Source organism: Vibrio sp. R10-SG3-ISO3, assembly GCF_059834225.1.
In genome coordinates this window covers 1-23,263 of record NZ_JCBDHE010000060.1, presented here as the reverse complement: position 1 = coordinate 23,263, position 23,263 = coordinate 1, and the positions used below count along the sequence as shown (strand labels likewise).

The 23,263-nt window shown below is 50.5% G+C and carries 21 protein-coding genes, 1 tRNA gene and 2 rRNA genes; 9 read left to right on the top strand and 15 right to left on the bottom strand.

Annotated elements, in window-relative coordinates; translation table 11 throughout:
• Positions 1-9: 9 nt before the first annotated feature.
• The 4 genes from AC6R1A_RS18195 to rhtB all read right to left on the bottom strand — a co-directional run bounded on the left by AC6R1A_RS18195 (position 10) and on the right by rhtB (position 3,406).
• A complete protein-coding gene (locus tag AC6R1A_RS18195; protein WP_500632147.1) occupies positions 10-1,011 on the bottom strand; it encodes an ArsJ-associated glyceraldehyde-3-phosphate dehydrogenase in 1,002 nt (333 codons plus the stop codon).
• Positions 1,012-1,060: 49 nt separating this feature from the next.
• The gene (locus tag AC6R1A_RS18190; protein WP_487902831.1) at positions 1,061-1,402 is read right to left on the bottom strand and encodes a metalloregulator ArsR/SmtB family transcription factor; all 342 of its coding nucleotides are present in this window, start codon (positions 1,400-1,402) and stop codon (positions 1,061-1,063) included.
• A gap of 136 nt (positions 1,403-1,538) precedes the next feature.
• Complete coding sequence (locus AC6R1A_RS18185; protein ID WP_500633484.1) at positions 1,539-2,765, bottom strand: EAL and HDOD domain-containing protein; 1,227 nt, start codon at positions 2,763-2,765, stop codon at positions 1,539-1,541.
• Between the two features lie 23 nt (positions 2,766-2,788).
• Positions 2,789-3,406, bottom strand: coding sequence for a homoserine/homoserine lactone efflux protein (gene rhtB, locus AC6R1A_RS18180; protein WP_334555606.1), 618 nt, complete (start codon positions 3,404-3,406; stop codon positions 2,789-2,791).
• A 79-nt stretch (positions 3,407-3,485) separates the two neighbouring features.
• Here rhtB and AC6R1A_RS18175 point away from each other — a divergent pair, with 79 nt between their 5' ends.
• Both AC6R1A_RS18175 and AC6R1A_RS18170 read left to right on the top strand, forming a co-directional pair.
• On the top strand, positions 3,486-4,496 hold the full coding sequence (locus AC6R1A_RS18175; RefSeq protein WP_500633485.1) for an alpha/beta fold hydrolase: 1,011 nt from the start codon (positions 3,486-3,488) through the stop codon (positions 4,494-4,496).
• A gap of 182 nt (positions 4,497-4,678) precedes the next feature.
• Positions 4,679-5,506 (top strand): Cof-type HAD-IIB family hydrolase, encoded by an 828-nt coding sequence (locus tag AC6R1A_RS18170; protein WP_500633486.1) that lies wholly within the window; start codon positions 4,679-4,681, stop codon positions 5,504-5,506.
• On the opposite strand, the gene AC6R1A_RS18165 is transcribed toward AC6R1A_RS18170, so the two are convergent.
• Positions 5,503-5,976 carry an EVE domain-containing protein gene (locus tag AC6R1A_RS18165; RefSeq protein ID WP_500628065.1) on the bottom strand — a complete coding sequence of 158 codons (474 nt, stop codon included), beginning with the start codon at positions 5,974-5,976 and terminating at the stop codon, positions 5,503-5,505. The genes AC6R1A_RS18170 and AC6R1A_RS18165 overlap by 4 nt on opposite strands.
• Positions 5,977-6,014: 38 nt before the next feature.
• Between AC6R1A_RS18165 and AC6R1A_RS18160 the strand changes: the two genes are divergently transcribed.
• Both AC6R1A_RS18160 and AC6R1A_RS18155 read left to right on the top strand, forming a co-directional pair.
• Complete coding sequence (locus AC6R1A_RS18160) at positions 6,015-7,568, top strand: COG3650 family protein (protein ID WP_500633487.1); 1,554 nt, start codon at positions 6,015-6,017, stop codon at positions 7,566-7,568.
• Entirely contained in the window at positions 7,565-8,164 is a 600-nt protein-coding gene (locus tag AC6R1A_RS18155) for a tRNA-uridine aminocarboxypropyltransferase (protein ID WP_500633488.1), read from the top strand. The genes AC6R1A_RS18160 and AC6R1A_RS18155 overlap by 4 nt, the downstream gene beginning before the upstream one ends.
• 21 nt (positions 8,165-8,185) lie before the next feature.
• On the opposite strand, the gene yigB is transcribed toward AC6R1A_RS18155, so the two are convergent.
• The 6 genes from yigB to lptM all read right to left on the bottom strand — a co-directional run bounded on the left by yigB (position 8,186) and on the right by lptM (position 12,852).
• A complete protein-coding gene (gene yigB, locus AC6R1A_RS18150; protein WP_500633489.1) occupies positions 8,186-8,905 on the bottom strand; it encodes a 5-amino-6-(5-phospho-D-ribitylamino)uracil phosphatase YigB in 720 nt (239 codons plus the stop codon).
• Positions 8,902-9,849, bottom strand: a complete 948-nt coding sequence (gene xerC, locus AC6R1A_RS18145) for a tyrosine recombinase XerC (RefSeq protein WP_500633490.1) — start codon at positions 9,847-9,849, stop codon at positions 8,902-8,904. The genes yigB and xerC overlap by 4 nt, the downstream gene beginning before the upstream one ends.
• Positions 9,821-10,531, bottom strand: a complete 711-nt coding sequence (locus tag AC6R1A_RS18140) for a DUF484 family protein (RefSeq protein WP_500633491.1) — start codon at positions 10,529-10,531, stop codon at positions 9,821-9,823. The genes xerC and AC6R1A_RS18140 overlap by 29 nt, the downstream gene beginning before the upstream one ends.
• 42 nt (positions 10,532-10,573) lie before the next feature.
• The gene (gene dapF, locus AC6R1A_RS18135) at positions 10,574-11,404 is read right to left on the bottom strand and encodes a diaminopimelate epimerase (RefSeq protein WP_500633492.1); all 831 of its coding nucleotides are present in this window, start codon (positions 11,402-11,404) and stop codon (positions 10,574-10,576) included.
• Positions 11,405-11,414: 10 nt separating this feature from the next.
• Positions 11,415-12,668 carry a diaminopimelate decarboxylase gene (gene lysA / locus AC6R1A_RS18130; RefSeq protein ID WP_500633493.1) on the bottom strand — a complete coding sequence of 418 codons (1,254 nt, stop codon included), beginning with the start codon at positions 12,666-12,668 and terminating at the stop codon, positions 11,415-11,417.
• A 67-nt stretch (positions 12,669-12,735) separates the two neighbouring features.
• Positions 12,736-12,852 carry an LPS translocon maturation chaperone LptM gene (lptM, locus tag AC6R1A_RS18125; RefSeq protein ID WP_420378243.1) on the bottom strand — a complete coding sequence of 39 codons (117 nt, stop codon included), beginning with the start codon at positions 12,850-12,852 and terminating at the stop codon, positions 12,736-12,738.
• A gap of 75 nt (positions 12,853-12,927) precedes the next feature.
• Here lptM and cyaY point away from each other — a divergent pair, with 75 nt between their 5' ends.
• Positions 12,928-13,242 (top strand): iron donor protein CyaY, encoded by a 315-nt coding sequence (cyaY, locus tag AC6R1A_RS18120; protein ID WP_500633494.1) that lies wholly within the window; start codon positions 12,928-12,930, stop codon positions 13,240-13,242.
• Between the two features lie 62 nt (positions 13,243-13,304).
• Here cyaY and AC6R1A_RS18115 read toward each other — a convergent pair whose 3' ends face one another.
• Complete coding sequence (locus tag AC6R1A_RS18115; protein ID WP_500633495.1) at positions 13,305-15,833, bottom strand: class I adenylate cyclase; 2,529 nt, start codon at positions 15,831-15,833, stop codon at positions 13,305-13,307.
• A gap of 356 nt (positions 15,834-16,189) precedes the next feature.
• Here AC6R1A_RS18115 and hemC point away from each other — a divergent pair, with 356 nt between their 5' ends.
• Genes hemC through AC6R1A_RS18095 form a run of 4 tightly spaced genes read left to right on the top strand, consistent with a single transcriptional unit; the run spans position 16,190 to position 20,286 of the window.
• Complete coding sequence (hemC, locus tag AC6R1A_RS18110) at positions 16,190-17,128, top strand: hydroxymethylbilane synthase (protein ID WP_334555620.1); 939 nt, start codon at positions 16,190-16,192, stop codon at positions 17,126-17,128.
• A gap of 4 nt (positions 17,129-17,132) precedes the next feature.
• Complete coding sequence (locus AC6R1A_RS18105) at positions 17,133-17,879, top strand: uroporphyrinogen-III synthase (protein WP_500633496.1); 747 nt, start codon at positions 17,133-17,135, stop codon at positions 17,877-17,879.
• On the top strand, positions 17,879-19,108 hold the full coding sequence (locus AC6R1A_RS18100) for a uroporphyrinogen-III C-methyltransferase (protein ID WP_500633497.1): 1,230 nt from the start codon (positions 17,879-17,881) through the stop codon (positions 19,106-19,108). Before AC6R1A_RS18105 ends, AC6R1A_RS18100 begins: the two co-directional genes overlap by 1 nt.
• On the top strand, positions 19,108-20,286 hold the full coding sequence (locus AC6R1A_RS18095) for a heme biosynthesis protein HemY (RefSeq protein WP_500633498.1): 1,179 nt from the start codon (positions 19,108-19,110) through the stop codon (positions 20,284-20,286). The genes AC6R1A_RS18100 and AC6R1A_RS18095 overlap by 1 nt, the downstream gene beginning before the upstream one ends.
• 448 nt (positions 20,287-20,734) lie before the next feature.
• Here AC6R1A_RS18095 and AC6R1A_RS18090 read toward each other — a convergent pair.
• The 3 genes from AC6R1A_RS18090 to AC6R1A_RS18080 all read right to left on the bottom strand — a co-directional run.
• Positions 20,735-20,811: transfer RNA gene (locus tag AC6R1A_RS18090), tRNA-Asp, on the bottom strand.
• A gap of 41 nt (positions 20,812-20,852) precedes the next feature.
• Positions 20,853-20,968: ribosomal RNA gene (rrf, locus tag AC6R1A_RS18085) — 5S ribosomal RNA — on the bottom strand.
• An 86-nt stretch (positions 20,969-21,054) separates the two neighbouring features.
• Positions 21,055-23,263: ribosomal RNA gene (locus tag AC6R1A_RS18080) — 23S ribosomal RNA — on the bottom strand; the annotation flags it as partial.

The following is a 23,263-nucleotide window of genomic DNA, read 5'->3' as shown; positions in this document are numbered from 1 at the left end:
CAATCCTCCTTATGCCAAACCGACTTTGCGTACCAACTCAGCAGTGCGAGTGGCGTAACCCATTTCATTGTCATACCAAGCGTAGATTTTGACCATGCGGCCACCAACGACCATAGTCGAGAGTGCATCTACGATAGTTGAGCGTTGGTCACCCTTGTAGTCGATTGAGACCAGTGGACGCTCTTCAAAGCCCAAAATGCCCTGTAATTCGCCTTGTGACGCTTCTTTAAGGAGCGCATTCACTTCTTCAGCGGTGGTGTCTCGGCTCACATCGAAAATAATGTCGGTGAGCGAGGCGTTGGCCAGTGGCACACGTACGGCGTGACCGTTAATCTTGCCTTCTAACTCTGGGAAGATTTCGACGATCGCTTTTGCTGAGCCGGTAGTGGTTGGGATTAGGCTCATCCCACACGCGCGCGCGCGGCGTAAATCTTTATGCGGCGCATCCAAGATGGTTTGCGTGTTGGTCAAATCATGAATGGTCGTGAACGAAGATTGCTCAATACCCAGTTTTTCATGAATGACTTTCACCACGGGGGCAATACAGTTGGTGGTACATGACGCTGCCGTCACAATTTGATGGACCTCAGGGTCGAAAATATGATCGTTCACGCCCACCACGATGTTCGCTACACCCTCTTCTTTGACAGGTGCAGAGACCACAACACGCTTCACGCCTTGCGCAAGGTATTGGTTCAAAAATGACGTTTTGCGATGCACGCCCGTTGATTCAATCACGACATCACATCCTGACCAATCAACGGCATCGATGTCGCGCGATTGAGTGGTCTTAATACGCTGACCATTGATGATCATGCTATCGCCCTCAACGCCCACTTCATGATGCCAACGGCCTTGCACGGAATCGAACTCTAGCAAGTGCGCTAACGTCGCGGTATCACCCGCCACATCATTGATTTGAACAAACTCCAGCTCATCCCAATCAAACGCAGCGCGCAGCGCCAAACGGCCGATACGACCAAATCCGTTAATCCCTACTTTAATTGTCATGTTGCACTCTCTCTCAATTGGCAATCTGTTTCATCATTCATTTAGACCGCTACACGCAGCACACAGGGCGAGCCTGAATCGCGTGTAACCTTTGTTGATCTTGTTGGTACTGCGTCTTTAAGCAGTTTGAAGCCACCAGATCATCGATCAATTTGTTCATCCATCCCGGCAAATCGGCGGCCAGTCGATAAAAGACCCACTGGCCCTGACGTACATCGACCAAAATGCCGTTTGAGCGTAGCAACGCAAGATGACGAGAAATTTTCGGTTGGCTCTCTTGCAGCGCCTCGGTTAACTCACCGACACACAAACACTCTTCGCGCACGATCAGCATTAAGCAACGAACGCGAGTCTCGTCCGACAACAACTTGAAGAATTGGTGAGGTAACATTGTCTACATTCTCATATGTGGATATTCATATATATTCATCTATCAGGAGAGGAAGATCAAGAGGGAGAGTGGCAATGTCATAAAAGTTTCAAACAAGGTCGCGCGCTGTCAATGGACGCGCCTGACATTAGGCGCTTTACACTAGACGGTTAACGTCTTGGCTCCAGCGCTGCGCTTCGTTGATACGCGGCATGACGTCATCCACGCTGAGGTTGAGTTTTCTACACACTTGCTGCATACCGTGCCAGTCGCAGCGTTCGTAGCACTCTTCCAGCAGCAATAAGTCGCCGTAAGGGCCTTGGCGCTCCAATAGAGCCAATTTAATCGCACGATTGAGTGGCAACTGACTCACCAGATCCTCAAGCGGTAAGTCCAGCAGCGCATCCAAAACTGAGAATAAACCAATTAAGAAGGCTTGATCTCGATAAGGCTGGAACGGATTGTCATACGACATCAGTAAGCAGAATTGCGCGCGCTGCAACGACAAGTTATACAGCTCTACGGGTTTGTTGGTCGAGATGTATGACGCCACCGCCAACGAGACAAAGACACGCAGCTTATCCTCACCGAGGTAAACCAAGGCTTGGCGAAATGAAGAGATGGTGACCGACAGCCGCTCCGACATGGTATTGACGAACCGCAGCAATTGATAAGACAACGCGATGTCTTTCGCGACGATCGCTTCGACCTTGTCAAAATCAACACGAGGCTGGCACACCTCTTTGAGCAGCTCCATCGCAATCAAGTGTTCCGGTGTGACGTATTTCTGCCGGGAGAGAATCGGCTTACTGAAAAAGTAGCCTTGAAACAAGCTAAAACCTGCCGAACGCGCGGCGACGTATTCCGCCTCTGTCTCTACTTTTTCTGCTAAATATTGCCGTTTAATACCACGATTTTTTTGTTCTTTGACGATTTGACACGCCGCCTCCAAACCCAATGCCAACACATCCAACTTGATGATCTGCACATACGGCAAAAAGCGTTTCCACTGCGGGGTATAAACAAAATCATCCAGTGCGATCACATACCCTTGGCGGCTAAGATCTTTAATGGCATCAAACAGCTCATCGGTTGGCTCGCAGGTTTCCAGCACTTCGACCACAATCTGCTCTTTGGGCAGCGATTCGGGCAAACGGCGGATGAGACTCTGGTAAGGGAAATTGATAAAGCAGCGCGATTTCGCTAACGACGGATTGGTGCCGAGCGAGAGGAAGTTCTCCACAATCAAGCGATAAGTCGCTCGATTGGAGGTAATGTGCGCCGGATACGCGTTGTTTTCTCCATCACGAAACAACAACTCGTAACCGACGGTTTGTCTTTTAGCGTTAAAAATTGGCTGGCGGGCCACATACGTGTCACGCATGACTACGACCTAGCGGGTGTCTATTATGCTTTTGCAGTGGCCAATAATGCCCCACAACCGACAAACATGGAACCAAATAGCTTATTGATTTTACTCATAACATGACCGGAACGAATAAATTTTCCCATTTGAGCTGCCAAACTGGTGTATCCCAGCATCACGACAGAATCGATCACCACTGTCGTCGCTCCCAACACCAACAGCTGAGTCAGCTGATCGCCCTTAGGATCGATAAACTGGGGAAACAAAGCGACCAAAAACACGATAGATTTAGGATTGGTGAGATTAATCAAAGTGGCATTGCGAAGCAGCTGACCACTGGTCAGTGCCGCGCTGACCTCGGCAGTGGCAAGCGTTGATTTATCACGCCATTTTTGAATGCCTAGCCACACCAGATACACCACACCAACCCATTTGATGATGCTAAACGCCAGAGCAGACTGAGCGACAATCGCACCAATGCCCGCCCCGACTAAGGTGATATGGATGGCGAGGCCAAGCTGCAAGCCCGCAATGGCCGCAAGTGACTTACGCGTGCCGTAGCTGAGACCATTACTGATCGAGTTCACTGTGCCTGAGCCAGGCGCTAAGCTAAACACAATCGCGGTCAGCACATAAGCCAACCATAAGTGCATATCCATTTTGTTTTCCTCTCGACTAACGTGCGTTTGCCCAACATAATTGAGTTTCTACTTTGGTGCAGCAATAGGTCTCCATACCATGAATCCTTCTCCTTCACCCATCAGACCTCGTTATACTCAAGAGACAAATTTTGAGCAAGCGATCCATGCCGATATTGCGCAATTATGGCAGAGCCGCCAAGAAGGCTACCTAGCCATGCGCGATAAAAAGAAGCTCTATTGGGCCGCATTGACGTCAGAGCATCACAACAAAGCCGTGGTGGTGGTGAATGGTCGCATTGAGTGCGCAATCAAATACCAAGAGCTGTTTTACGATCTCTATCAGCAAGGCTTTGATGTTTACTCTTACGATCACCGCGGGCAAGGGTTGTCAGACCGGTTAATCGATGACACTGAGATGGGCTTCGTGCAGGAGTTTGACGACTATGTCCTTGACCTAGATAGCATGGTGACGCACTTTAACTTAGAGCGTTATAACGAGCGCTTTATTCTCGGCCACTCAATGGGTGGCAATGTGGTGACACGTTACTTACAGACCCAAGGTATTGAGAACAAAGAGGCCTTTTTCCACGCCGCCGCGCTGAGCGCGCCGATGTTTGGCGTCAATATTGCGCCCTACCTCAAGCCTTTCGCGCCCATGATTGGCCAGTTCCTCACCGCCGTCTACCCCACTCCTAGATTTGCCCCCGGCCAAGTGGCGTATTATCCCAAACCGTTTGAGGGCAACTTTCTCAGCCAAAGTGAGGCGCGCTACCAGTGGTTTCGTAATCTCTATGATGAGATGCCACAACTGAGAATTGGCGGCGCCAGCACCCGCTGGGTCTGGCAGAGTTTAATGGCGTGCAAACAGTGTTTGTTGATGACCCGCCACCTGAAAACTCCGCTGCTGATTTTGCAGGCGGGCGACGATCAGATTGTCGCCAACGACGCGCAAACTCAGCTCGCTCGTAAACTCATCAAAACCAACTCTCGCAGCAAACTGGTGACCATTGACGGAGCGCGCCATGAACTGCTGTTTGAACGCGACGAATACCGCAACCGCACCCTAGATGAGATTTTGTCCTTCTTTGACCAACATGGCAGCGTGTAAGCTCGCAATGCACTCTCTCAGAAACAGGTCAATGGGCAGTGTGAAAACAGGAAAAGGGCAACAGAGAAAATTACCCTCTTTTTCTTGCCATGCATGACGTAGAATAAGCACTCTTGCCCATTGGCCAACAACATGTTGGCCCTCCTATATGGCACACGGCAACCAATCATTAAGAGGGTGATATGACCGACACACGTACCGACACGCCTTTTCGCATTGTCGCTTCCGATCTCGATGGCACGCTACTGGCACCCAACCACCAGCTGAGCGCGTTCTCCAAACAAACATTGAAGGACCTGCACGCCAAAGGTTACACCTTTATCTTCGCCACCGGACGCCACCATGTTGATGTCGCGGGCATTCGTGAAATTGCTGGCATCCCAGCGTACATGATCACCTCAAATGGCGCGCGTGTTCACGATCAGCATGATCAGTTGATGTACAGCAAAAATATTCCCAGTGATCAGGTGCAAGCGGTGATCGATGTGATCAAGCAAGATCCCAACCTCTTTATCCACATGTACCGTAATGAGGAGTGGTTGCTTGATCGCGACGACGAAGAGTTGGCCAAGTTCCACAGTGAATCCGGCTTTCGTTATCAACGTTTTAGCGCCAATGCCGCGCCAACCGAGGGCATTGCAAAAATTTTCTGCACCCACCCAGACAAAGATCATGACCGTTTGGTGGAGTTTGAAACCCAACTTCGCGCCAAATTTGGCGATAGCTTAAGTATTGCTTTCTCCACTCCTTGGTGTCTGGAAGTGATGGCAGCAGACGTGTCAAAAGGCGAAGCGCTGAAAGTCGTGGCCGAGTCGCTTAACCTGACACTCGACAACTGCATCGCCTTCGGTGATGGCATGAACGATGTGGAAATGCTCTCGATGGCAGGCAAGGGATTGGTCATGGCGACCTCTCACCAGAAAGTGAAAAACGCGCTGCCCAATAACGAAGTGATCGGCAGCAACGCAGACGATGCCGTCGCGCATTACTTGCACGACCACCTGTTTTAAGCGCTCCCGTCAGCCCGAGACTCTCGGGCTAAAATAGCCTGCCATTGAGATTCCGTGACCGGCATGATCGACAAGCGATTGCCCTTTTTCACTAGGGGCATCGCTTCCAGCTCAGGCATGGCTTTCATCGTCGCAAGCGAAATTAAGCGATCGGTTTTGCGCACAAATTCAATATCGACCATAAACCAGCGCGGATTGTCTGGGCTCGATTTCGCATCAAAATAGTCGCTTTGTGGGTCGTGAGCAAAGTGATCGGGGTACGCCTCTTTGACGACCTTCGCAATCCCCGCAACGCCGACTTTCTTACACGAGCTGTGGTAAATCATCACCAAATCGCCCAGCTTCACCTCATCACGCATCATATTTCGCGCTTGATAATTGCGAACACCTTCCCAACACGACACCTTTTGTGTACGAAGAGTGTCAATAGAGAAGGTGTCTGGTTCAGTTTTAAATAACCAATATGCCATAATAAAATCCATTACGTTTACGCTAAGGAAGATATAGCATGAAGGCGCTTCGAAACCCAGTCGCTCTGTCCATCATATTGTTGTTACAAGCGTGCAGTTCTCAGCCATCACCCAGCAGTGTACAACCTGCGCATGTAACGCTCGATAGCGAAACGCCCACGCCTACCCAAACCTTCATGCTACGCGGTGAAGTGGTGCTCGGCCACGAAGTACGCAGCCTCACCCCTTGCGGCAGCAATCAGCAGTACTGGCTGGATCTCTCCAATGACCGATTTGCCCAAGGCATGAAACTGGTGCGCTCACCGTACAGCCCTTTGTATGGTGAAATCGTCGGTCACCTAGAGCCCACAGGGCAACAAGGGTTTGCGGCCAATTACGCCGCCAAGTTTGTGGTTGAGAGCATTAACCTTCTTAGCGCTGAAAATCCTAAACGCTGTCAACAAGCGCTAAAACCGACCCGGGCGTTTGGTAATGAGCCGTCTTGGTCTGCCCATTTTGAGTCAGACCAATTGGTCTTTCAGCGTATGGGGTTTGAAGCGCAGTCCTTCACCGTCGAGCGCAAGCGTCTTGAACAAACCCGTCGCCGTTACAGTTGGCAAGATGGCTCACTCGAACTCAATCAACGCAGTTGCGTCGATGGCATGAGTGACAGCCTGTATGGTTGGACCTCCACCCTAACGATCGGTGATAAGCAGTATCAAGGCTGCGCCACGCTTGCTAACCAAGACAACACCCAACACTGGGTCGATGACTATCACGCGGCCTCGACCAAAGCACAGCACTTCACCGTGACCATGGCACTCAACCCTGACCATACCGCCATGACGACCTACGCCTATAACAATGGCGATGGCGATTCGGTGGAACACGGCTTTTGGCAGCAGATTAATCCTGATCAGGTGCAAGTGGTGATGACTCATCTTCAGCAGCAACCGTTACTCTCAGAGCGTATCTTTACTCGTGATGGTCATCAGTTGAATGCGAAGAAAGAGCGCGTTGGCGACGTGATTTATGCCATTAATGATGGTGGGCTAACGTTATACAAAGCTAAGGTGGCCTTGACGCAAACAGGCGCGCAGTCTGCTGCGGCGGCCTCTAGCCTCACCCGCCTACCGCAAGGCGATGACATTCCTTCTTCAGCCAAGTTTGATGCACAGGTCGATAAAGCACTTCGCGACTATTTCGCCATGCACAATACCGATCCAAACGGGACAAAATACCGCTGGCTGACCTATGATCTCAATGGTGATGGTCAACCGGAACTTCTGGCACAACTGGACTGGTGTGGCTCTGGCGGCTGTACACTGCTGATTTTTGAACAGCACCAACAAACGTGGCGATTCAACAGTAAAATCACCTTAGTGCAAACCCCATTTAACCTCGGCACTCAGGCCCATGGTCAATGGCAAGATTTGGTGATGTTCGTCAGTGGCGGCGGCGCCGTGCCTAATCAACACGTGTTGCGTCACAATGGCATCAACTACCCGCTTAACCCCAGCGTTGAACCTGTCGCCAATTACGATGAGCTCAGCCCAGTGCAGCTTTTCTCCGATGGGGTCACGCCGCATCAAGAAGGGCTAATACTAAAATGAGTAGCGCCCCTTGCCCGCGATGTAAACTGCGACATCAATGTGTGTGCGTTCGTCAACCACACGTTGAATTGAACGCCCACATTGCCCTGCTGACGCACCCAAACGAGCAGCAGCGCGATACCAATACCGGAGGGCTGCTCAGTCACACTCTGTCAACGTGTAGCGTGCATACGTGGCAACGAACCTCGCCTTGCGATACCTTGCTAACGCTGATGCAAAACCTACGCTATCGGCCATTCTTGCTTTACCCAGGTGAGCAAAGCCTAACGCCTCAGCAAGCGAGCGCCGACGCTGATATACACGGTGCAACGCCGCTGTTTATTGTGTTGGATGGCACGTGGCAAGAAGCGCGCAAAATGTTCAATAAGAGTGCGTGGCTCGCTTCACTGCCTTGTGTGCAGCTCTCGCCTCAAGCCGCTTCTCTCTACGACTTGCGACGCAATCAATCGGAAGGGCACCTGTGCACCTATGAGGTGGGCGCTGAGATCGTGCACGCGTTAGGCGCCCCCCAAGAGGCAACGCGCATGAGAGAGTTTTTCAGTTACTACTTAGCGGCCTTTCAAGCGGATAAAAGTGGCCATGCACTGCGCACTTGAGCACTGAAACACCATGTGACACTAATCGGTCAGTAACAGCAAATCCGACAATTGGTTAATTTCTACATCAGGCAGCACCCGCGCGTGTCGAGCCTGCCTTGGGCTGATAGCGGTATCATTAAACCAGCACGCTTGAAAACCACTGGCTTTTGCCCCTTGCACATCGGTATTGAGATGATCGCCTACATGAAGAATGCTACCGGCATCCAGCGCCAGATGCTGCGCCGCTTTGCTAAACATTTCGCCATGCGGTTTTGCGTAGCCATCCGGCCCCGCTTTGAGCGTCAGGGTGAAATACGCCGCTAAACCGATTCGTTCGACATCAACGTTACCATTGGTGATGGCCACCAGCGGCATCTGCGCTGCTAGCCGAGTTAACACACGATGGGTCTCTTCTGGCACACTAAAGTCACTGCGCAGTCTCAGCACTTCCTCAATCGCGCTCGAAGCAGCGCTGTGCGCTTGTTGCTCGTCATAACCTAGTCTCACCAAGCCACTCTCTATCTGTTGAAAGCGCCACTTGGTGACATCATTAGGCAACCAAGGATCGCGCTCGGCCAAGCGTCGCTTGTGGCTCTGCCACCAGCTCAGTGGCACCGTCGCGCTGACAGGGTGGTGATGGTGTAGCCACTCGACCATACGCGCTTCTAAGGTACGAATGATCGGCCAATTATCATACAGGGTGTCATCAAGATCGAACGTCATTGCCTTGATGGGTTTGAGCTGGCGATAAAATTTCACTCATCCTCCTCTTTTTTCGACCTGCCCTTTTTTCGCGCTCTTGGGTGCGCTTGGTCATAGACCTGCGCCAAGTGCTGAAAATCGAGGTGCGTATAGATTTGGGTGGTGGAAATGTTTTCGTGTCCCAAGAGCTCCTGCACGGCACGCAAATTGTTGCTCGACTCCAGCACATGCGTCGCAAACGAGTGACGCAATTTATGCGGACTGACATGACTGGCAATGGCCTGCTTCTGCCCCCACTCCGCCATGCGTTTTTGTACGCTGCGATGAGAAATTCGACCACCCAGCTTAGAGACAAATAACCCTGGTTCATCGGGATGCGCTAAATGTCCGCGCACTTTGAGCCATTTCGCCACCCAGTCGGCAGCCATACCCGAAAACGGCACTTTGCGCTCTTTGTCTCCCTTACCGACGACGCGAATTTCACCGTCCGAAAGACCCACGTCTTTGACATTCACGGCGATCATTTCAGCCAAACGTAAGCCAGCACCATACATCAGCTCCATCATGGCGCGATCGCGTATCGCCAACGGATCATCTTCATTGACTTCAAGCAGCTGCCCCACTTCATCGACATCAAGGTTCTTAGGCAGTGGCCGCTGTTTGCGCGGCGCAGAGACGCCTTTGGCTGGATTCGCCGCAAGATCACCTCTCAGCACTAAAAAGTCAAAAAAGCTACGCAAACAAGAAAGACGTGTCGCAATACTGCTTCCTTTCATCCCTTCACGCATTGCTTTACCGGCCACCTGTCTAACCCAACCCGCGTCCACTTGGGTCCACTTTTTTATACCCAAACTCGCTAGGTGCGCAGCCATGGTTTCCAGTTGCTGTTTGTAGTTGCGTTGAGTATGCAAACTCAGCCCTTTTTCACTTCTTAAATAATCGTAGAAGCGTAGTAAGGGCTGCTGCAAACCATTAGGCAGAGGTGGTGGAGCGTCGCTCATTATCTTGCGCCTGCCAAGGCAGGGTATCAATCAGGTGAGAAAGGACGAGCGCCAGATGGCGCAAAAAGAGAGTATCCATGTGTGGCTGAAAATGGCCACCGTCGGAGCTGGAAAAGGCCAAGATACCTTGGAGCGAGGTCTTATTCAGTGGCATCACCACGTAAGATCCCATTTCCGGCGCTGGGCTATGCGGCCCAAACAAGAGTTCACGATCGCACGAACGCATACGGCCAAGATAGGCACTCTTACCATTCAGGTGGTTGGTGGCAAAGCGTTGATAGCTCTCTTTGCTCAGGCGATACTTATCTTGTCCGCCCTGCACACCAACCAAGCGAATATACGCCACTAAGCCCAGAGATATCGCCATGTCTTCGATCGATTTGAGCACCGAGCTTAAGCTATCGCTGCGCAGAATATGCTCTTGCAGCTCCATAAATTCATGGAAAGTACGATCGTTATTTTTCGCCAGCGACATCAATGTCGTGATCTCTTCTTCAAGCTCTTCAATACGCTGACGTTGGCGGTTCAGCTGAACGTGGACGAGAGAGACAGCGCCTTGCTCTTGGTGAGGCAAAGCCAATCTGTCCACCAGCGCTTGACGCTGGGCGAAAAAATCCGGGTTGTCACTGAGGTACTCGGCAACCACTTCCGCGGTCAGTGCGTCCACTTCAATTTGAGACACAATTCATCCCTTTACTTGTTATCTATCGAGGTGTGGATTGAGCTAGCAGCTCAGCTGGCCATCAAACACATGTGTGGCTGTGCCTGTCATGTAAAGCGGTTTACCTGGCCCCTTCCAGCGAATGTTGAGCTCGCCACCGGGCAGAGAGACTTTGACATTCTCATCCAATAAGTCTTGGACGATACCGACGGCCACCGCGCCACATGCGCCACTGCCGCACGCCTGCGTTTCCCCAGCGCCACGCTCGTACACACGTAGGTTGATCGCTTGGCGGTTAACCACTTGCATAAAGCCAGCATTCACGCGTTCAGGAAAGCGCTCGTGCGACTCCAGCAGCGGACCTAGATTATCCACATCTGCAGTTTGAACGTCATCGACAACCGTCACAACATGAGGGTTACCCATGCTCACCGCTCCACAAAATAGCGTTTTATCTGCGGCGCGTAAGATGTACGTTTTCTCGGTTTGCTTGGCTTTAAAAGGGATCTTGCTCGGCTCAAACTCTGGCACGCCCATGTTGACCGTCACTTGATCGTCCTCTTCAATATTAAGGACCATCTTACCTTTCTTGGTGCTGACACTGATGCTGTACTTGTTGGTCAAACCTTTCATGCGGACAAAACGCGCAAAGCAACGAGCGCCGTTACCGCATTGCTCAACCTCACTGCCATCGGCATTGAAAATTCGGTAGTGAAAATCGGTTTCCGGATCGTACGGCGCTTCCACCACCAACAGTTGGTCAAAGCCCACGCCAGTATGTCGATCCGCCAAACGGCGGATCAGATCCGGTGAGAAAAAGATGTTTTGGGTAATACAGTCAACGACCATAAAGTCGTTGCCTAAACCGTGCATCTTGGAAAAGTGAAAATGCATAACCCTTTCATTACTCCGGAAGAATATTTTCTAGCGCCCACAAACTGGACAGCTCTTCACGCTGGCGAACCAAATGCAGCTTATCACCATCAACCATCACTTCCGCCACACGAGCGCGAGTGTTGTAGTTGGATGACATCACAAAGCCATATGCACCGGCAGAACGCACCGCAAGCAGGTCGTTCTCTTTCAGCACCAAGGCGCGATCTTTACCTAAGAAATCACCGGTTTCACAGATAGGTCCGACCAAATCGTAGGTCACCGCTTCCCCTTCGCGAGGTTTCACTGGAACGATGTTTTGCCACGCTTGGTATAGCGCAGGGCGCATCAAATCGTTCATCGCCGCATCGATAATGGCAAAGTTTTTGTGCTCCGTGTGCTTCAAAAACTCGACCTTGGTGAGCAAGACACCCGCGTTCGCGGCAATCGCACGACCTGGCTCAAAAATCAGCTCCAAATCTTGATGATTGTCCAAGCGGCCCAGTAGCGCTTTGGCGTACTCCGAAGGCTGCGGTGGTAATTCATCACGGTAGACGACCCCTAAACCACCACCGACATCGAGGTGCGCAATGTTGATACCTTGCGCTTTTAAGTCATCGATCAATGCCAGCAGGCGATCGGTCGCGTCGATAAATGGGTCGATGTGTGTCAGCTGTGAACCAATGTGACAATCGATACCTTTGATCTCCAGGTTGCTCAAGCTTTGCGCAAACTTGTAGACATCCGGGGCGCGTTCAAACGCAATACCAAACTTGTTGTCACGCAGACCTGTTGAAATGTAAGGGTGGGTATTCGCATCCACATCCGGGTTAATGCGCAGTGAAATAGGCGCTTTCACCCCCATCTCTACCGCGACTTGGTTCAAGCGCTCAAGTTCCGGCTCAGACTCAACGTTAAAACACTTAATGCCAAGCTCAAGTGCGCGTTTCATCTCTTGTGCCGTTTTGCCCACACCAGAAAAGACCACCTTGCTCGGATCGCCACCGGCAGCAATCACGCGCTCCAACTCTCCACCAGAAACAATATCAAAGCCCGACCCTAGACGCGCCAACGTATTCAATACCCCAAGGTTGGAGTTCGCTTTCACGGCGTAACACACCAAATGAGGGTGCTCACCCACCGATTTGTCGAAGGCATTCCAATGGCGCTCTAACGTCGCTCGAGAGTAGACATAAAGTGGCGTACCAAACTGCTCAGCCACATCACTAAGCGGTACGTTTTCGGCCCAGAGCTGGCCATCGTCCTGATAATTGAAGTAATCCAAAGTACTTTCCCTTAAATAGTCGTTTTAATTGCGATGAACACCGTTAATGGCGATGGACGCGTGGAGATTAGGAGGATTGCTCGTTCGTTTGCGTCTCTTCTGGCATGTACAAACCGCCCGTCTGACCACATCCTGCCAGACCTAACACTGAAAGAAGAAACAGAGCAAGGATTGATTTTTTCATGGGTTCTATCGTGATTATTTGTTCAATGCCCCCTATAATCGCACCACAACCAAGAAAAGCAATAGGATAGATAGGATGAACGAGACTGAATTTCATCAGTTGGTGGATGTTCAAATGCAAATCATTGAAGAAATGATTGATGACTCAGGCGCGGACATCGACTACGAGGTCACAGGTAACGTGATGACACTGGAATTTGACGATCGCAGCCAGATCATCATTAACCGACAAGAGCCGATGAAAGAAATCTGGCTCGCATCGAAATCCGGTGGTTTCCATTTCTCCTTGGTCGAGCAGCAATGGATCTGTTCAAAAACAGGCAAAGAGTTGATCGCCATGGTCAAAGAAGAGTGTGAAAAGCACGCCAATGAAGAGATTGACTGGGCTTAACCCCATTCAGAATCAAAAAAAGAGCACGCGGTGCTCTTTTTTTATCTCTTTACTTTGCGGGTTCAAGCGTTCACAACTCGGCTTGGCTTGGAGTAGTTTGAGCCATCATTGCGATAAGGGACGATGTAAGAGTCGCCCTCTTCGGGATGCACGATTTGATAATACTGCGGCAAATTGAAGTTAATGAATTTAGACGCCAATTCGCTTTCGGTTTTGACGGACGAGTAGAAACCATTGACGCTCGCGATCATCTCATCTTTTTCACCGCTAAATTGGTGATACACCTCAACTTGGTTTGACTCATCCAGCACATAGATGTTGAAACCTTTGTCTGTGTCTTCAAAGAAGAACTGAATCAAACCTTCACTGGCAAAACCATCAATGACCTCTGGCATTTGATAATCTTGCTCTTTATCGAGCATCAACAAGGGCGAGCCTTTCAGTTTGTTGGTTGAAATGCTGCGATAGAAATCGACTGAGTTTTCCAGCATTTGCACCGACACCCCACGGCGTTCAAAAAACAAACCATAGGTCTGTTGACCAATCTTAAGCGCTTTGAAACGACGACGTTTTTCTTGCTCAACCGGCTTCAAACGCAAATCAATGCATTCGGCCAATAACTGGTAGACCATGTTGCGCATCACACCGCGCAAGTTCTTGCTGTAGCAGAACACATCCACCGACTCCGGTGGCAACGCATCTTGGTGCATCTTACCAAGTACCGTTTTGAGCGCATCCAACATAGCGGTCTCCCCTTTGAAGTGCAAGGTACGCACTTCATGCCATGAGTTGCGATAGACCAAGTCCACGCTACCCACAAGACAGGTTTGGTCAGGGCCAAAGCTAAAGATGTCTGTGCTCTTTTGATCCAACTTCAGCGCACGGCCGCTCAGCTCTGAGGTCGGGTCACTTTCAAAGTTGATGAACATGGCCAACTGGCTGATCTCACACGGACTCGCCAACGCCTGCATCGTAGGGCGACGCTTGCGCAGTGAGAAGGTATTGCGTAGATCGCTGACCATTTGGTAGAACTTATCGATGTCCAACTCGGCATCACGAATCACAGAGTGCAAACGGGTGGATTCCGTGATCAAACCGTTAAAGAAGGACCAAGCCACCAGTTTACTCAAGTATTCGTTGTGCTCAAGTGGCGCACGACCGATGATTTTCTCTGCCTCTAACGGCTGTTTATACAAGTACCATCCCGCTTTGTTCGTTCTGCCCGGACGTACCTCAATAAAGCTCAAATCAGGTTCATGCAGATCCGGAGAAATTTGCGGATTCAGCAGCGTCACCTTACCCGGCAACACCTCAAACGCAGCGTACAACTTGCGCGCCAAGATACTGATATCTTGTGGGCTAATCGCGGAGGTGATGTCGTTACGACGTGCAAATTGGATCAGGTTTCGGTAACTCTGCATCAAAGCATCTAACAAGGCGTGGTGTACCACTTTCACTTGCTCGACTTTCCAGTTGCGGCGATCATCCAATTCAGCGATCACGCTCGGTGACCAGTCCCATTTTTGGATCATGTCAGACAGCGCTTCACGGCGCCAAGCCACCGAACCTGCGCCAGGCTGGCGAGAGAGTTTTTCATGGGTTTTGAGATAGAAACAACGACGCACCAAATCCAAGCGGGTGTGATCACCGATACGCTCTAAATAGCGCGTCACTTTCTCAAGCATCAAATAGTACGCGTCCATCCCATAGAGATCGGGCTTGTGCGCGAAAAAACGGCGTTTAGTATCAAGGCTCAACAACTGGGTGTGCGGATACTCCCACGAGTACGCCTCAAGCAAAATCGCTTTCAATACCGATTTGTAGGGCGAATCGATGCTCTTATAGAGTTGCCATAGGTTTGAGCCAAAGTACTCTTCTGCCGGGATACGGTTCAATTTACCAAAATCAATCCACTCCGAGCAGTTAATCACATTCTGGCTACAGAGATGCGTCACGTACTCGTCGTAACACTCTTCCATTTCTGGTGGCACGATTTGCCACAGCAGCCTTTGGCCAGCTAAACGTACCGCACTGCGATAAAACTCATCGAGTAACAACAGGTGCTGCGATGACCCGCAGTTATCCCCGGTCATCTCTTCACACTTATTGCTGCGAAAACGGCTTTCGTCCATCAAGAAAAAGTTGGCTTCAACGCCACGGCTCAGCGCCCACTCGGTGATCAAGAGACATTTGTTGGTCAAGCTGTCTCGTTCGTCAGCACTCATCTTCGAGGACACGCACACCCAAATGTCTAAATCACTGGAGGTACTCTGGCCAATTGAAGAGGTGCTCCCCATAGTATACAGACCCAAAATCATTGGGTTGTCTGCGGTGACGAGCGGTTGACCGATCGTCAGCTCGGTGTCCGACACAAACTGACTTTGAGGTTCACTCAATTCAAAATTGCGAATACCGTAGGGGACTTTGGATGCGTAGTAGCCGGGAATTAAAGGATGGTTGTAGTGCAGAAGAGTAGGAATCAGATGGAAAACATGCTGGGCCTGCGCATCCATAAGCGCTAACGCACGTTCAATGCGTTGCTGATTGAGATCATCAAGTCTATGGATTAGCGATTGGGTGTAAGCCAGCAAGGGATGTTCCTTGGTTAATTATCTACAGCGTGCTGTGTTTAATAATTATTCTGAAGCACTATCAAAACGTGATCAATTTAACACTTTTCTTTGGGCTGGTAAAGAATTGTACGATCGATTCAACACTATTTTGTGTCTCTTGACTGACGAGTCGTTCTCTTTTTATTACGCGCTACAGTGTGGTCCGGATACGTGATGAGTAACAATAGCGCAGCTCATAAACGAGATTGCAATCACACTTTTTTGATGATTTTTTGCTACGGATTGAGGATTGCCGCTTAGGACTCATATTGCATTGAGCATTTTTATCTCAGAGTGATACGATGGAGCCATCATTTGGTTTATCTGTTTCTATCATGACTCAAACGACTCCGATCCGTATTGCAACGCGCAAAAGCCCCCTTGCTCTTTGGCAAGCTCATTATGTGAAAGACGCCCTTCAAGCCGCTCACCCTGGTCTAGAAGTCGAGCTGGTGACTATGGTCACGAAAGGCGACATTATTTTAGACACGCCACTCGCCAAGGTCGGCGGAAAAGGGCTGTTTGTGAAAGAACTAGAGGTGGCGATGCTTGAAGGTCGCGCGGACCTCGCCGTGCACTCAATGAAAGACGTGCCGGTGGAGTTCCCCCAAGGCTTAGGTCTCGTCACCATCTGTGAGCGCGAAGATCCACGCGATGCCTTTGTTTCGAATCAGTACAGCAACATCGACGATTTACCACAAGGCGCAGTTGTCGGTACATGCAGTTTGCGTCGTCAGTGTCAGATAAAAGAGTATCGTCCCGATTTGGTGATCAAAGAGCTACGCGGCAACGTCGGCACCCGACTCTCTAAGCTCGATGCAGGTGAGTACGATGCGATCATTTTGGCCGCGGCTGGCTTAAAACGACTCAAGCTTGAAGAGCGCATTCAGAGTTACATCGAGCCAGAGCAATCCCTACCCGCCGTTGGACAAGGTGCCGTCGGCATCGAATGTCGCCTTGATGACGAGCGTTTAATCGCGTTACTTGAGCCTCTCAATCACCCAGACACGGTCGACCGCGTGTTGTGTGAACGCGCCATGAACCTCACCCTTGAGGGAGGCTGCCAAGTTCCTATCGGCAGTTATGCACTGCTGGATGGCGATCAAATCTGGCTTAGAGCCTTAGTCGGTGAACCGGATGGATCCACCATCGTTCGTGGTGAGATCAGCGGTCCTCGAAGCGAAGCGGAGCAACTGGGAGTCACACTGGCCAATCAACTGCTCGATAATGGCGCCAAAACCATTTTAACTAAGCTATACGCAGAACAAGAGTAATGCCATGGCAGTATTGGTGACCCGGCCAGGTCAGCAAGGCCAATCGCTCTGCCATCAATTGCAACACCTCGGTGTCGCGAGTGAGCATCAACCGCTCATCTCGCTTCACCCGGGGAGACAACTTAGCGATATCGCGCATGCGTTACATCGCGCCGACCTCATTATTGCCGTGAGCCAACATGCGGTGCACTTTACCGATCAAACCCTTCGCCAACATCAGCAACACTGGCCACATTCAGCGCGATACATTGCCGTTGGTCAAAAAACTGCACAGATCTTAAGCACAAAAACGCAACAAAACGTAGACTATCCTCAAGTGGGCGATAGCGAGCATCTACTTGCGCTTGAACCCCTTCATGACGTCACCAATAGGCGTATTGTCATCCTACGCGGAAACGGTGGCCGAGATTTGATTTTCAATACCTTGCAGGCACGAGGGGCCTTAGTGGAGTATCGAGAAGTCTATCGTCGTGAAAACATTGCTTTGTGCTCAGATTTGCTCGTCCCACTCTGGCAAAATAAGCACATTGATCAGCTAGTCGTTACTAGCTCGGGTCAGCTTGAACACCTTGTCTCGCAAATCGGCAAGCGCTATCAAGCCTGGCTATTTGGATTAACGCTATACGTTCCTAGTGAGCGTATCGCTCTAGACGCACACCAATGGGGCTTTGTCGATGTCATCACGACCCCTAGTGCCTCTAATTCGGACTTACTGGCCGCTCTCCAGCCAAAACAACAGGACAAAACATAATGACAAGTAAAAAAAACAATGGACATGTTGAACCCGAAGAAAACAAAACCGCGCCAAACCAAGCAGCGATGACCGAGGAAAGCAGCGCGGTGGACACTGAATCTCAAGATGTGACTTCACCTGAAACCGCATCAGAGCCAAGCCCGGACGACACAGCGCCAGTTGATAGCAAACCCAAAAGTGAAGAGCTTGAAGAAAAACAAGGCAAACGCGGCGTGAAGCTAGCTACGATCGCCATCGTTATCGCGGTGCTGATTGGTGGCGGACTCACCTTTTACATCCAAGAGAAGAATCAGCAGCAGCAAGCGCAAATCGCTGCGCTGCAATCAGAGCTCAATCAAGCCAAACAGGCCATGCAGGCTCAGTTGGATCAGAACCAACAACAAATCTTATCGAAGGCCACTGAGCTTAGCCATCGCGCAGATACCGTTCTAGAGCAGCAGCAAAAAAGCATCGAGAGCTTACAGATCGCCATGGCAGACGTAAAAGGCCGTCGCCCCAATGATTGGTTACTGGCTGAGGCTGACTACCTCGTCAAGCTCGCTGGACGAAAACTGTTTTTAGAACACGACGCGGTCAGCGCCACTAAACTGATGGAAAGTGCAGACCAGCGCATCGCAGCACTGAATGACCCAAGTCTTGTACCTCTGCGCAAATCCATGGCGAATGACATCACCAAACTCAAAGGGGTCCCCCTTGTAGATCGAGAAGGCTTGGTGCTAAGACTTACCGCTCTTCAGCAACAAGTCGATAGCTTACCGCTCGCCAATGCCATTCTTCCAGAGGCGCAAGCGGTGGAAGCTCGTCAAGTCTCGCAAGACGTGGCAGATTGGAAAGACAACCTGATGACCTCGTTACAAGAGTTCTCAGAGAACTTTATTACGTTCCGAACTCGTGATGGCAATGTCATCCCACTGCTCTCTCCCGAGCAGCATTTCTATCTCAAAGAAAACATTAAAGCGAAGCTAGAAACCGCCATCAAAGCGGTATATGTCGAGCAACAAGAGATCTACACCACAGCGCTTGCCACCGCAGGTGACTGGTCTCAAGCGTTCTTCAACCAAGATGCCAACAATGTTCGTGAGTTCAATCAAGCCCTAGGCATGCTAGGCCAACAAACCATCCAAGTCGATTACCCGGTAAAACTCGACACACAAGAAGTGCTGTCTGACGTTATTCGCGATCGCCTACGCCGCGAAGTCACCACATTGATTACGGAGGAGAAATAATGTTTAGACTGATTTTCCTCTTTGTCATCTTAGGTGCGGGGTTGTTTGTCGGCACTCAATACTCGGGGCAACAAGGTTATGTCCTAGTCTCTATCGCCAACACCACGATTGAAATGAGCGTCACCACCTTAGTGATTTTCTTGATTGCGACGTTGGCCGCCCTCTTTGCTCTTGAGTACCTCGTTAAGAAAATGCTCTATGCCAGTTCTGCCACTTGGAATTACTTTAGCGTACGTAAAATGCGCCACTCTCGCAGATTGACGAATGAAGGCTTAATTAAACTGATTGAGGGAGACTTTAAAAGCGCAGAAAAAAAGGTCACGCGCTGGGCAAACTATCATGATATGCCTGTCGTTTGTTACCTTATTGCCTCAGAAGCGGCGATAGGTCTCGGAGACAACAAAAAGGCCGATCACTACCTTGAGCTCGCAGGTAAACAGCCTGGTTCTAACTTAGCGGTGGAGCTAACACGTGCCAAGCAGCAGGTGAGAGAGGCCAACTACGCTGGCGCACTGGAAACCTTACATCTTCTTAAGGGCCAGCATCCCAACAACGTGGTGATCGTTAACCTACTTAAGCAAGTCTATGTAGAACTGAAACAGTGGCAGTCACTGATTGATCTGACGCCCCAGCTAGGCAAACTTGGCTTGATTAGCGAACAAGATCAACAAACCTTGATCCAAAGAGCGCAATGCGGCTTATTGGCTGATGTCGCCGAAAACAAAGGCAGTGAAGGCCTAATTGGTCACTGGAACAGCCTACCGAGAAAGCTCAAGCAAGACGCCCATCTAGTAGAGTGTTTTGTGAAACAATTGATTGCGCGCAACGCCGATCACGAAGCCTTCACCGTCATTAAAGAAACAGTGAAAAAGCACCCGAACTCCACACTGATCACCTTGCTACCAGAGATGAAATTGTCCGACACCCACCCAAGCAAACTACTGCTAGAGGAAATGGTGCGTAAAGACGCCAATAGCGCCGAAGCACACAGCGCTTTAGCGCAATTGCATATGAGAAACGAACAGTGGCAAGAAGCGCAGCAACATCTTGAGAAAGCCTTATCTGTCCGCTCTAACGTTTCCGACTATGCATACTTGGCAGATGTACTGGAGAAACAAAACCTCAACAAGGCAGCGCAGGAAGTATCGAAAAAGGCGCTGAGTATTATCCAGTCCTAGTTTCTACCGTGAATAAAGCGGGTCATTAGCCCAATACCAAAACTGGCCAATACGGCCAGTTTTTTTGTCCTTAAGAAAGCGTTTAAAGCATGGTCACTGAATAGTGACAAGGGACTATTGGCCACAAGGTAAACGCGATACTGAAAGCCTATCGTAGACCAAAGGCTTGCCCTTTATTTACGCTAGTATCCGACACGAATTGAGCAACGACATCAAGTTTGATGGAGGAAGGTGCACGTGTGAGAAAACTACGAGCAGCGGGTGCTAGATAATCCGTGGACGTTGCCGCACCATTCGTCGCATTCAATCGACACACTACCTAGAACGCAAAGATCCTGAAGTGCGAGACATTATTCTTTAATCTCGCCTTGCTCTCTCTTCGAAGCCAGCACTTTCGGGAGCGTTAAACGTAAAAAAGCCCAGTCTTTCGACTGGGCTTTCTAATAAGTGGCGGAGTGGACGGGACTCGAACCCGCGACCCCCGGCGTGACAGGCCGGTATTCTAACCAACTGAACTACCACTCCGCAGTGGTATCACTCGCCTAAGCAAGTGTCCATAATTTAAAGCCTGGCGATGTCCTACTCTCACATGGGGAAGCCCCACACTACCATCGGCGCTAATTCGTTTCACTTCTGAGTTCGGCATGGAATCAGGTGGGTCCAAATCGCTATGGTCGCCAAGCAAATTCTTTAATTCGGAAAGCTGTTTTCAGTTCTTACACATTCAATGTTCTTTCATTGAGTCCATCAAAACCCTTTGGGTGTTGTATGGTTAAGCCTCACGGGCAATTAGTACAGGTTAGCTCAACGCCTCACAGCGCTTACACACCCTGCCTATCAACGTTCTAGTCTCGAACAACCCTTAAGGGCACTTAAAGTGCCAGGGAAGACTCATCTCAGGGCTCGCTTCCCGCTTAGATGCTTTCAGCGGTTATCGATTCCGAACTTAGCTACCGGGCAATGCGATTGGCATCACAACCCGAACACCAGAGGTTCGTCCACTCCGGTCCTCTCGTACTAGGAGCAGCCCCCTTCAATCTTCCAACGCCCACGGCAGATAGGGACCGAACTGTCTCACGACGTTCTAAACCCAGCTCGCGTACCACTTTAAATGGCGAACAGCCATACCCTTGGGACCGACTTCAGCCCCAGGATGTGATGAGCCGACATCGAGGTGCCAAACACCGCCGTCGATATGAACTCTTGGGCGGTATCAGCCTGTTATCCCCGGAGTACCTTTTATCCGTTGAGCGATGGCCCTTCCATTCAGAACCACCGGATCACTATGACCTGCTTTCGCACCTGCTCGAATTGTCATTCTCGCAGTCAAGCGGGCTTATGCCATTGCACTAACCTCACGATGTCCAACCGTGATTAGCCCACCTTCGTGCTCCTCCGTTACTCTTTGGGAGGAGACCGCCCCAGTCAAACTACCCACCAGGCACTGTCCTCACCCCAGATAATGGGGCTAAGTTAGAACATCAAACATACAAGGGTGGTATTTCAAGGTCGGCTCCACAGATACTGGCGTACCTGCTTCAAAGCCTCCCACCTATCCTACACATGTAGGCTCAATGTTCAGTGCCAAGCTGTAGTAAAGGTTCACGGGGTCTTTCCGTCTAGCCGCGGGTACACTGCATCTTCACAGCGATTTCAATTTCACTGAGTCTCGGGTGGAGACAGCGTGGCCATCATTACGCCATTCGTGCAGGTCGGAACTTACCCGACAAGGAATTTCGCTACCTTAGGACCGTTATAGTTACGGCCGCCGTTTACCGGGGCTTCGATCAAGAGCTTCGACCGAAGTCTAACCCCATCAATTAACCTTCCGGCACCGGGCAGGCGTCACACCGTATACGTCATCTTACGATTTTGCACAGTGCTGTGTTTTTAATAAACAGTTGCAGCCACCTGGTATCTGCGACTCTCAATAGCTCCATCCGCAAGGGACTTCACCGTCAAGAGCGTACCTTCTCCCGAAGTTACGGTACCATTTTGCCTAGTTCCTTCACCCGAGTTCTCTCAAGCGCCTTGGTATTCTCTACCCGACCACCTGTGTCGGTTTGGGGTACGATTCCAACTTATCTGAAGCTTAGAGGCTTTTCCTGGAAGCATGGCATCAATGACTTCACGCCCTTGGGCGCTCGACATCGTGTCTCAGCCTTAAAGAGAGCCGGATTTACCTAACTCTCAAGCCTACGCACTTGAACCTGGACAACCGTCGCCAGGCCCACCTAGCCTTCTCCGTCCCCCCATCGCAATAAGTTGAAGTACGGGAATATTAACCCGTTTCCCATCGACTACGCCTTTCGGCCTCGCCTTAGGGGTCGACTTACCCTGCCCCGATTAACGTTGGACAGGAACCCTTGGTCTTCCGGCGAGGAGGTTTTTCACCCCCTTTATCGTTACTCATGTCAGCATTCGCACTTCTGATACCTCCAGCATGCTTTACAACACACCTTCAACGGCTTACAGAACGCTCCCCTACCCAATACCTAAAAGGTATTGCCGCAGCTTCGGTTTATAGCTTAGCCCCGTTACATCTTCCGCGCAGGCCGACTCGACTAGTGAGCTATTACGCTTTCTTTAAATGATGGCTGCTTCTAAGCCAACATCCTAGCTGTCTAAGCCTTCCCACATCGTTTCCCACTTAGCTATAATTTGGGACCTTAGCTGGCGGTCTGGGTTGTTTCCCTCTCCACGACGGACGTTAGCACCCGCCGTGTGTCTCCCGGATAGTACTTACTGGTATTCGGAGTTTGCAAAGGGTTGGTAAGTCGGGATGACCCCCTAGCCTTAACAGTGCTCTACCCCCAGTAGTATTCGTCCGAGGCGCTACCTAAATAGCTTTCGGGGAGAACCAGCTATCTCCAGGTTTGATTGGCCTTTCACCCCTAGCCACAAGTCATCCGCTAATTTTTCAACATTAGTCGGTTCGGTCCTCCAGTTGATGTTACTCAACCTTCAACCTGCCCAT

Excerpts from the sequence above, each read along its gene's own strand:
- AC6R1A_RS18095 (WP_500633498.1), top strand. The coding sequence starts at position 19,108 with ATGTTTAGACTGATTTTCCTCTTTGTCATCTTAGGTGCGGGGTTGTTT.
- rhtB (WP_334555606.1), bottom strand. The coding sequence starts at position 3,406 with ATGGATATGCACTTATGGTTGGCTTATGTGCTGACCGCGATTGTGTTT.
- cyaY (WP_500633494.1), top strand. The coding sequence starts at position 12,928 with ATGAACGAGACTGAATTTCATCAGTTGGTGGATGTTCAAATGCAAATC.
- dapF (WP_500633492.1), bottom strand. The coding sequence starts at position 11,404 with ATGCATTTTCACTTTTCCAAGATGCACGGTTTAGGCAACGACTTTATG.
- AC6R1A_RS18105 (WP_500633496.1), top strand. The coding sequence starts at position 17,133 with ATGGCAGTATTGGTGACCCGGCCAGGTCAGCAAGGCCAATCGCTCTGC.
- xerC (WP_500633490.1), bottom strand. The coding sequence starts at position 9,849 with ATGAGCGACGCTCCACCACCTCTGCCTAATGGTTTGCAGCAGCCCTTA.
- AC6R1A_RS18175 (WP_500633485.1), top strand. The coding sequence starts at position 3,486 with ATGAATCCTTCTCCTTCACCCATCAGACCTCGTTATACTCAAGAGACA.
- AC6R1A_RS18185 (WP_500633484.1), bottom strand. The coding sequence starts at position 2,765 with ATGCGTGACACGTATGTGGCCCGCCAGCCAATTTTTAACGCTAAAAGA.
- lptM (WP_420378243.1), bottom strand. The coding sequence starts at position 12,852 with ATGAAAAAATCAATCCTTGCTCTGTTTCTTCTTTCAGTGTTAGGTCTG.
- AC6R1A_RS18100 (WP_500633497.1), top strand. The coding sequence starts at position 17,879 with ATGACAAGTAAAAAAAACAATGGACATGTTGAACCCGAAGAAAACAAA.
- AC6R1A_RS18155 (WP_500633488.1), top strand. The coding sequence starts at position 7,565 with ATGAGTAGCGCCCCTTGCCCGCGATGTAAACTGCGACATCAATGTGTG.
- AC6R1A_RS18190 (WP_487902831.1), bottom strand. The coding sequence starts at position 1,402 with ATGTTACCTCACCAATTCTTCAAGTTGTTGTCGGACGAGACTCGCGTT.
- AC6R1A_RS18195 (WP_500632147.1), bottom strand. The coding sequence starts at position 1,011 with ATGACAATTAAAGTAGGGATTAACGGATTTGGTCGTATCGGCCGTTTG.
- AC6R1A_RS18170 (WP_500633486.1), top strand. The coding sequence starts at position 4,679 with ATGACCGACACACGTACCGACACGCCTTTTCGCATTGTCGCTTCCGAT.
- AC6R1A_RS18160 (WP_500633487.1), top strand. The coding sequence starts at position 6,015 with ATGAAGGCGCTTCGAAACCCAGTCGCTCTGTCCATCATATTGTTGTTA.
- AC6R1A_RS18165 (WP_500628065.1), bottom strand. The coding sequence starts at position 5,976 with ATGGCATATTGGTTATTTAAAACTGAACCAGACACCTTCTCTATTGAC.
- hemC (WP_334555620.1), top strand. The coding sequence starts at position 16,190 with ATGACTCAAACGACTCCGATCCGTATTGCAACGCGCAAAAGCCCCCTT.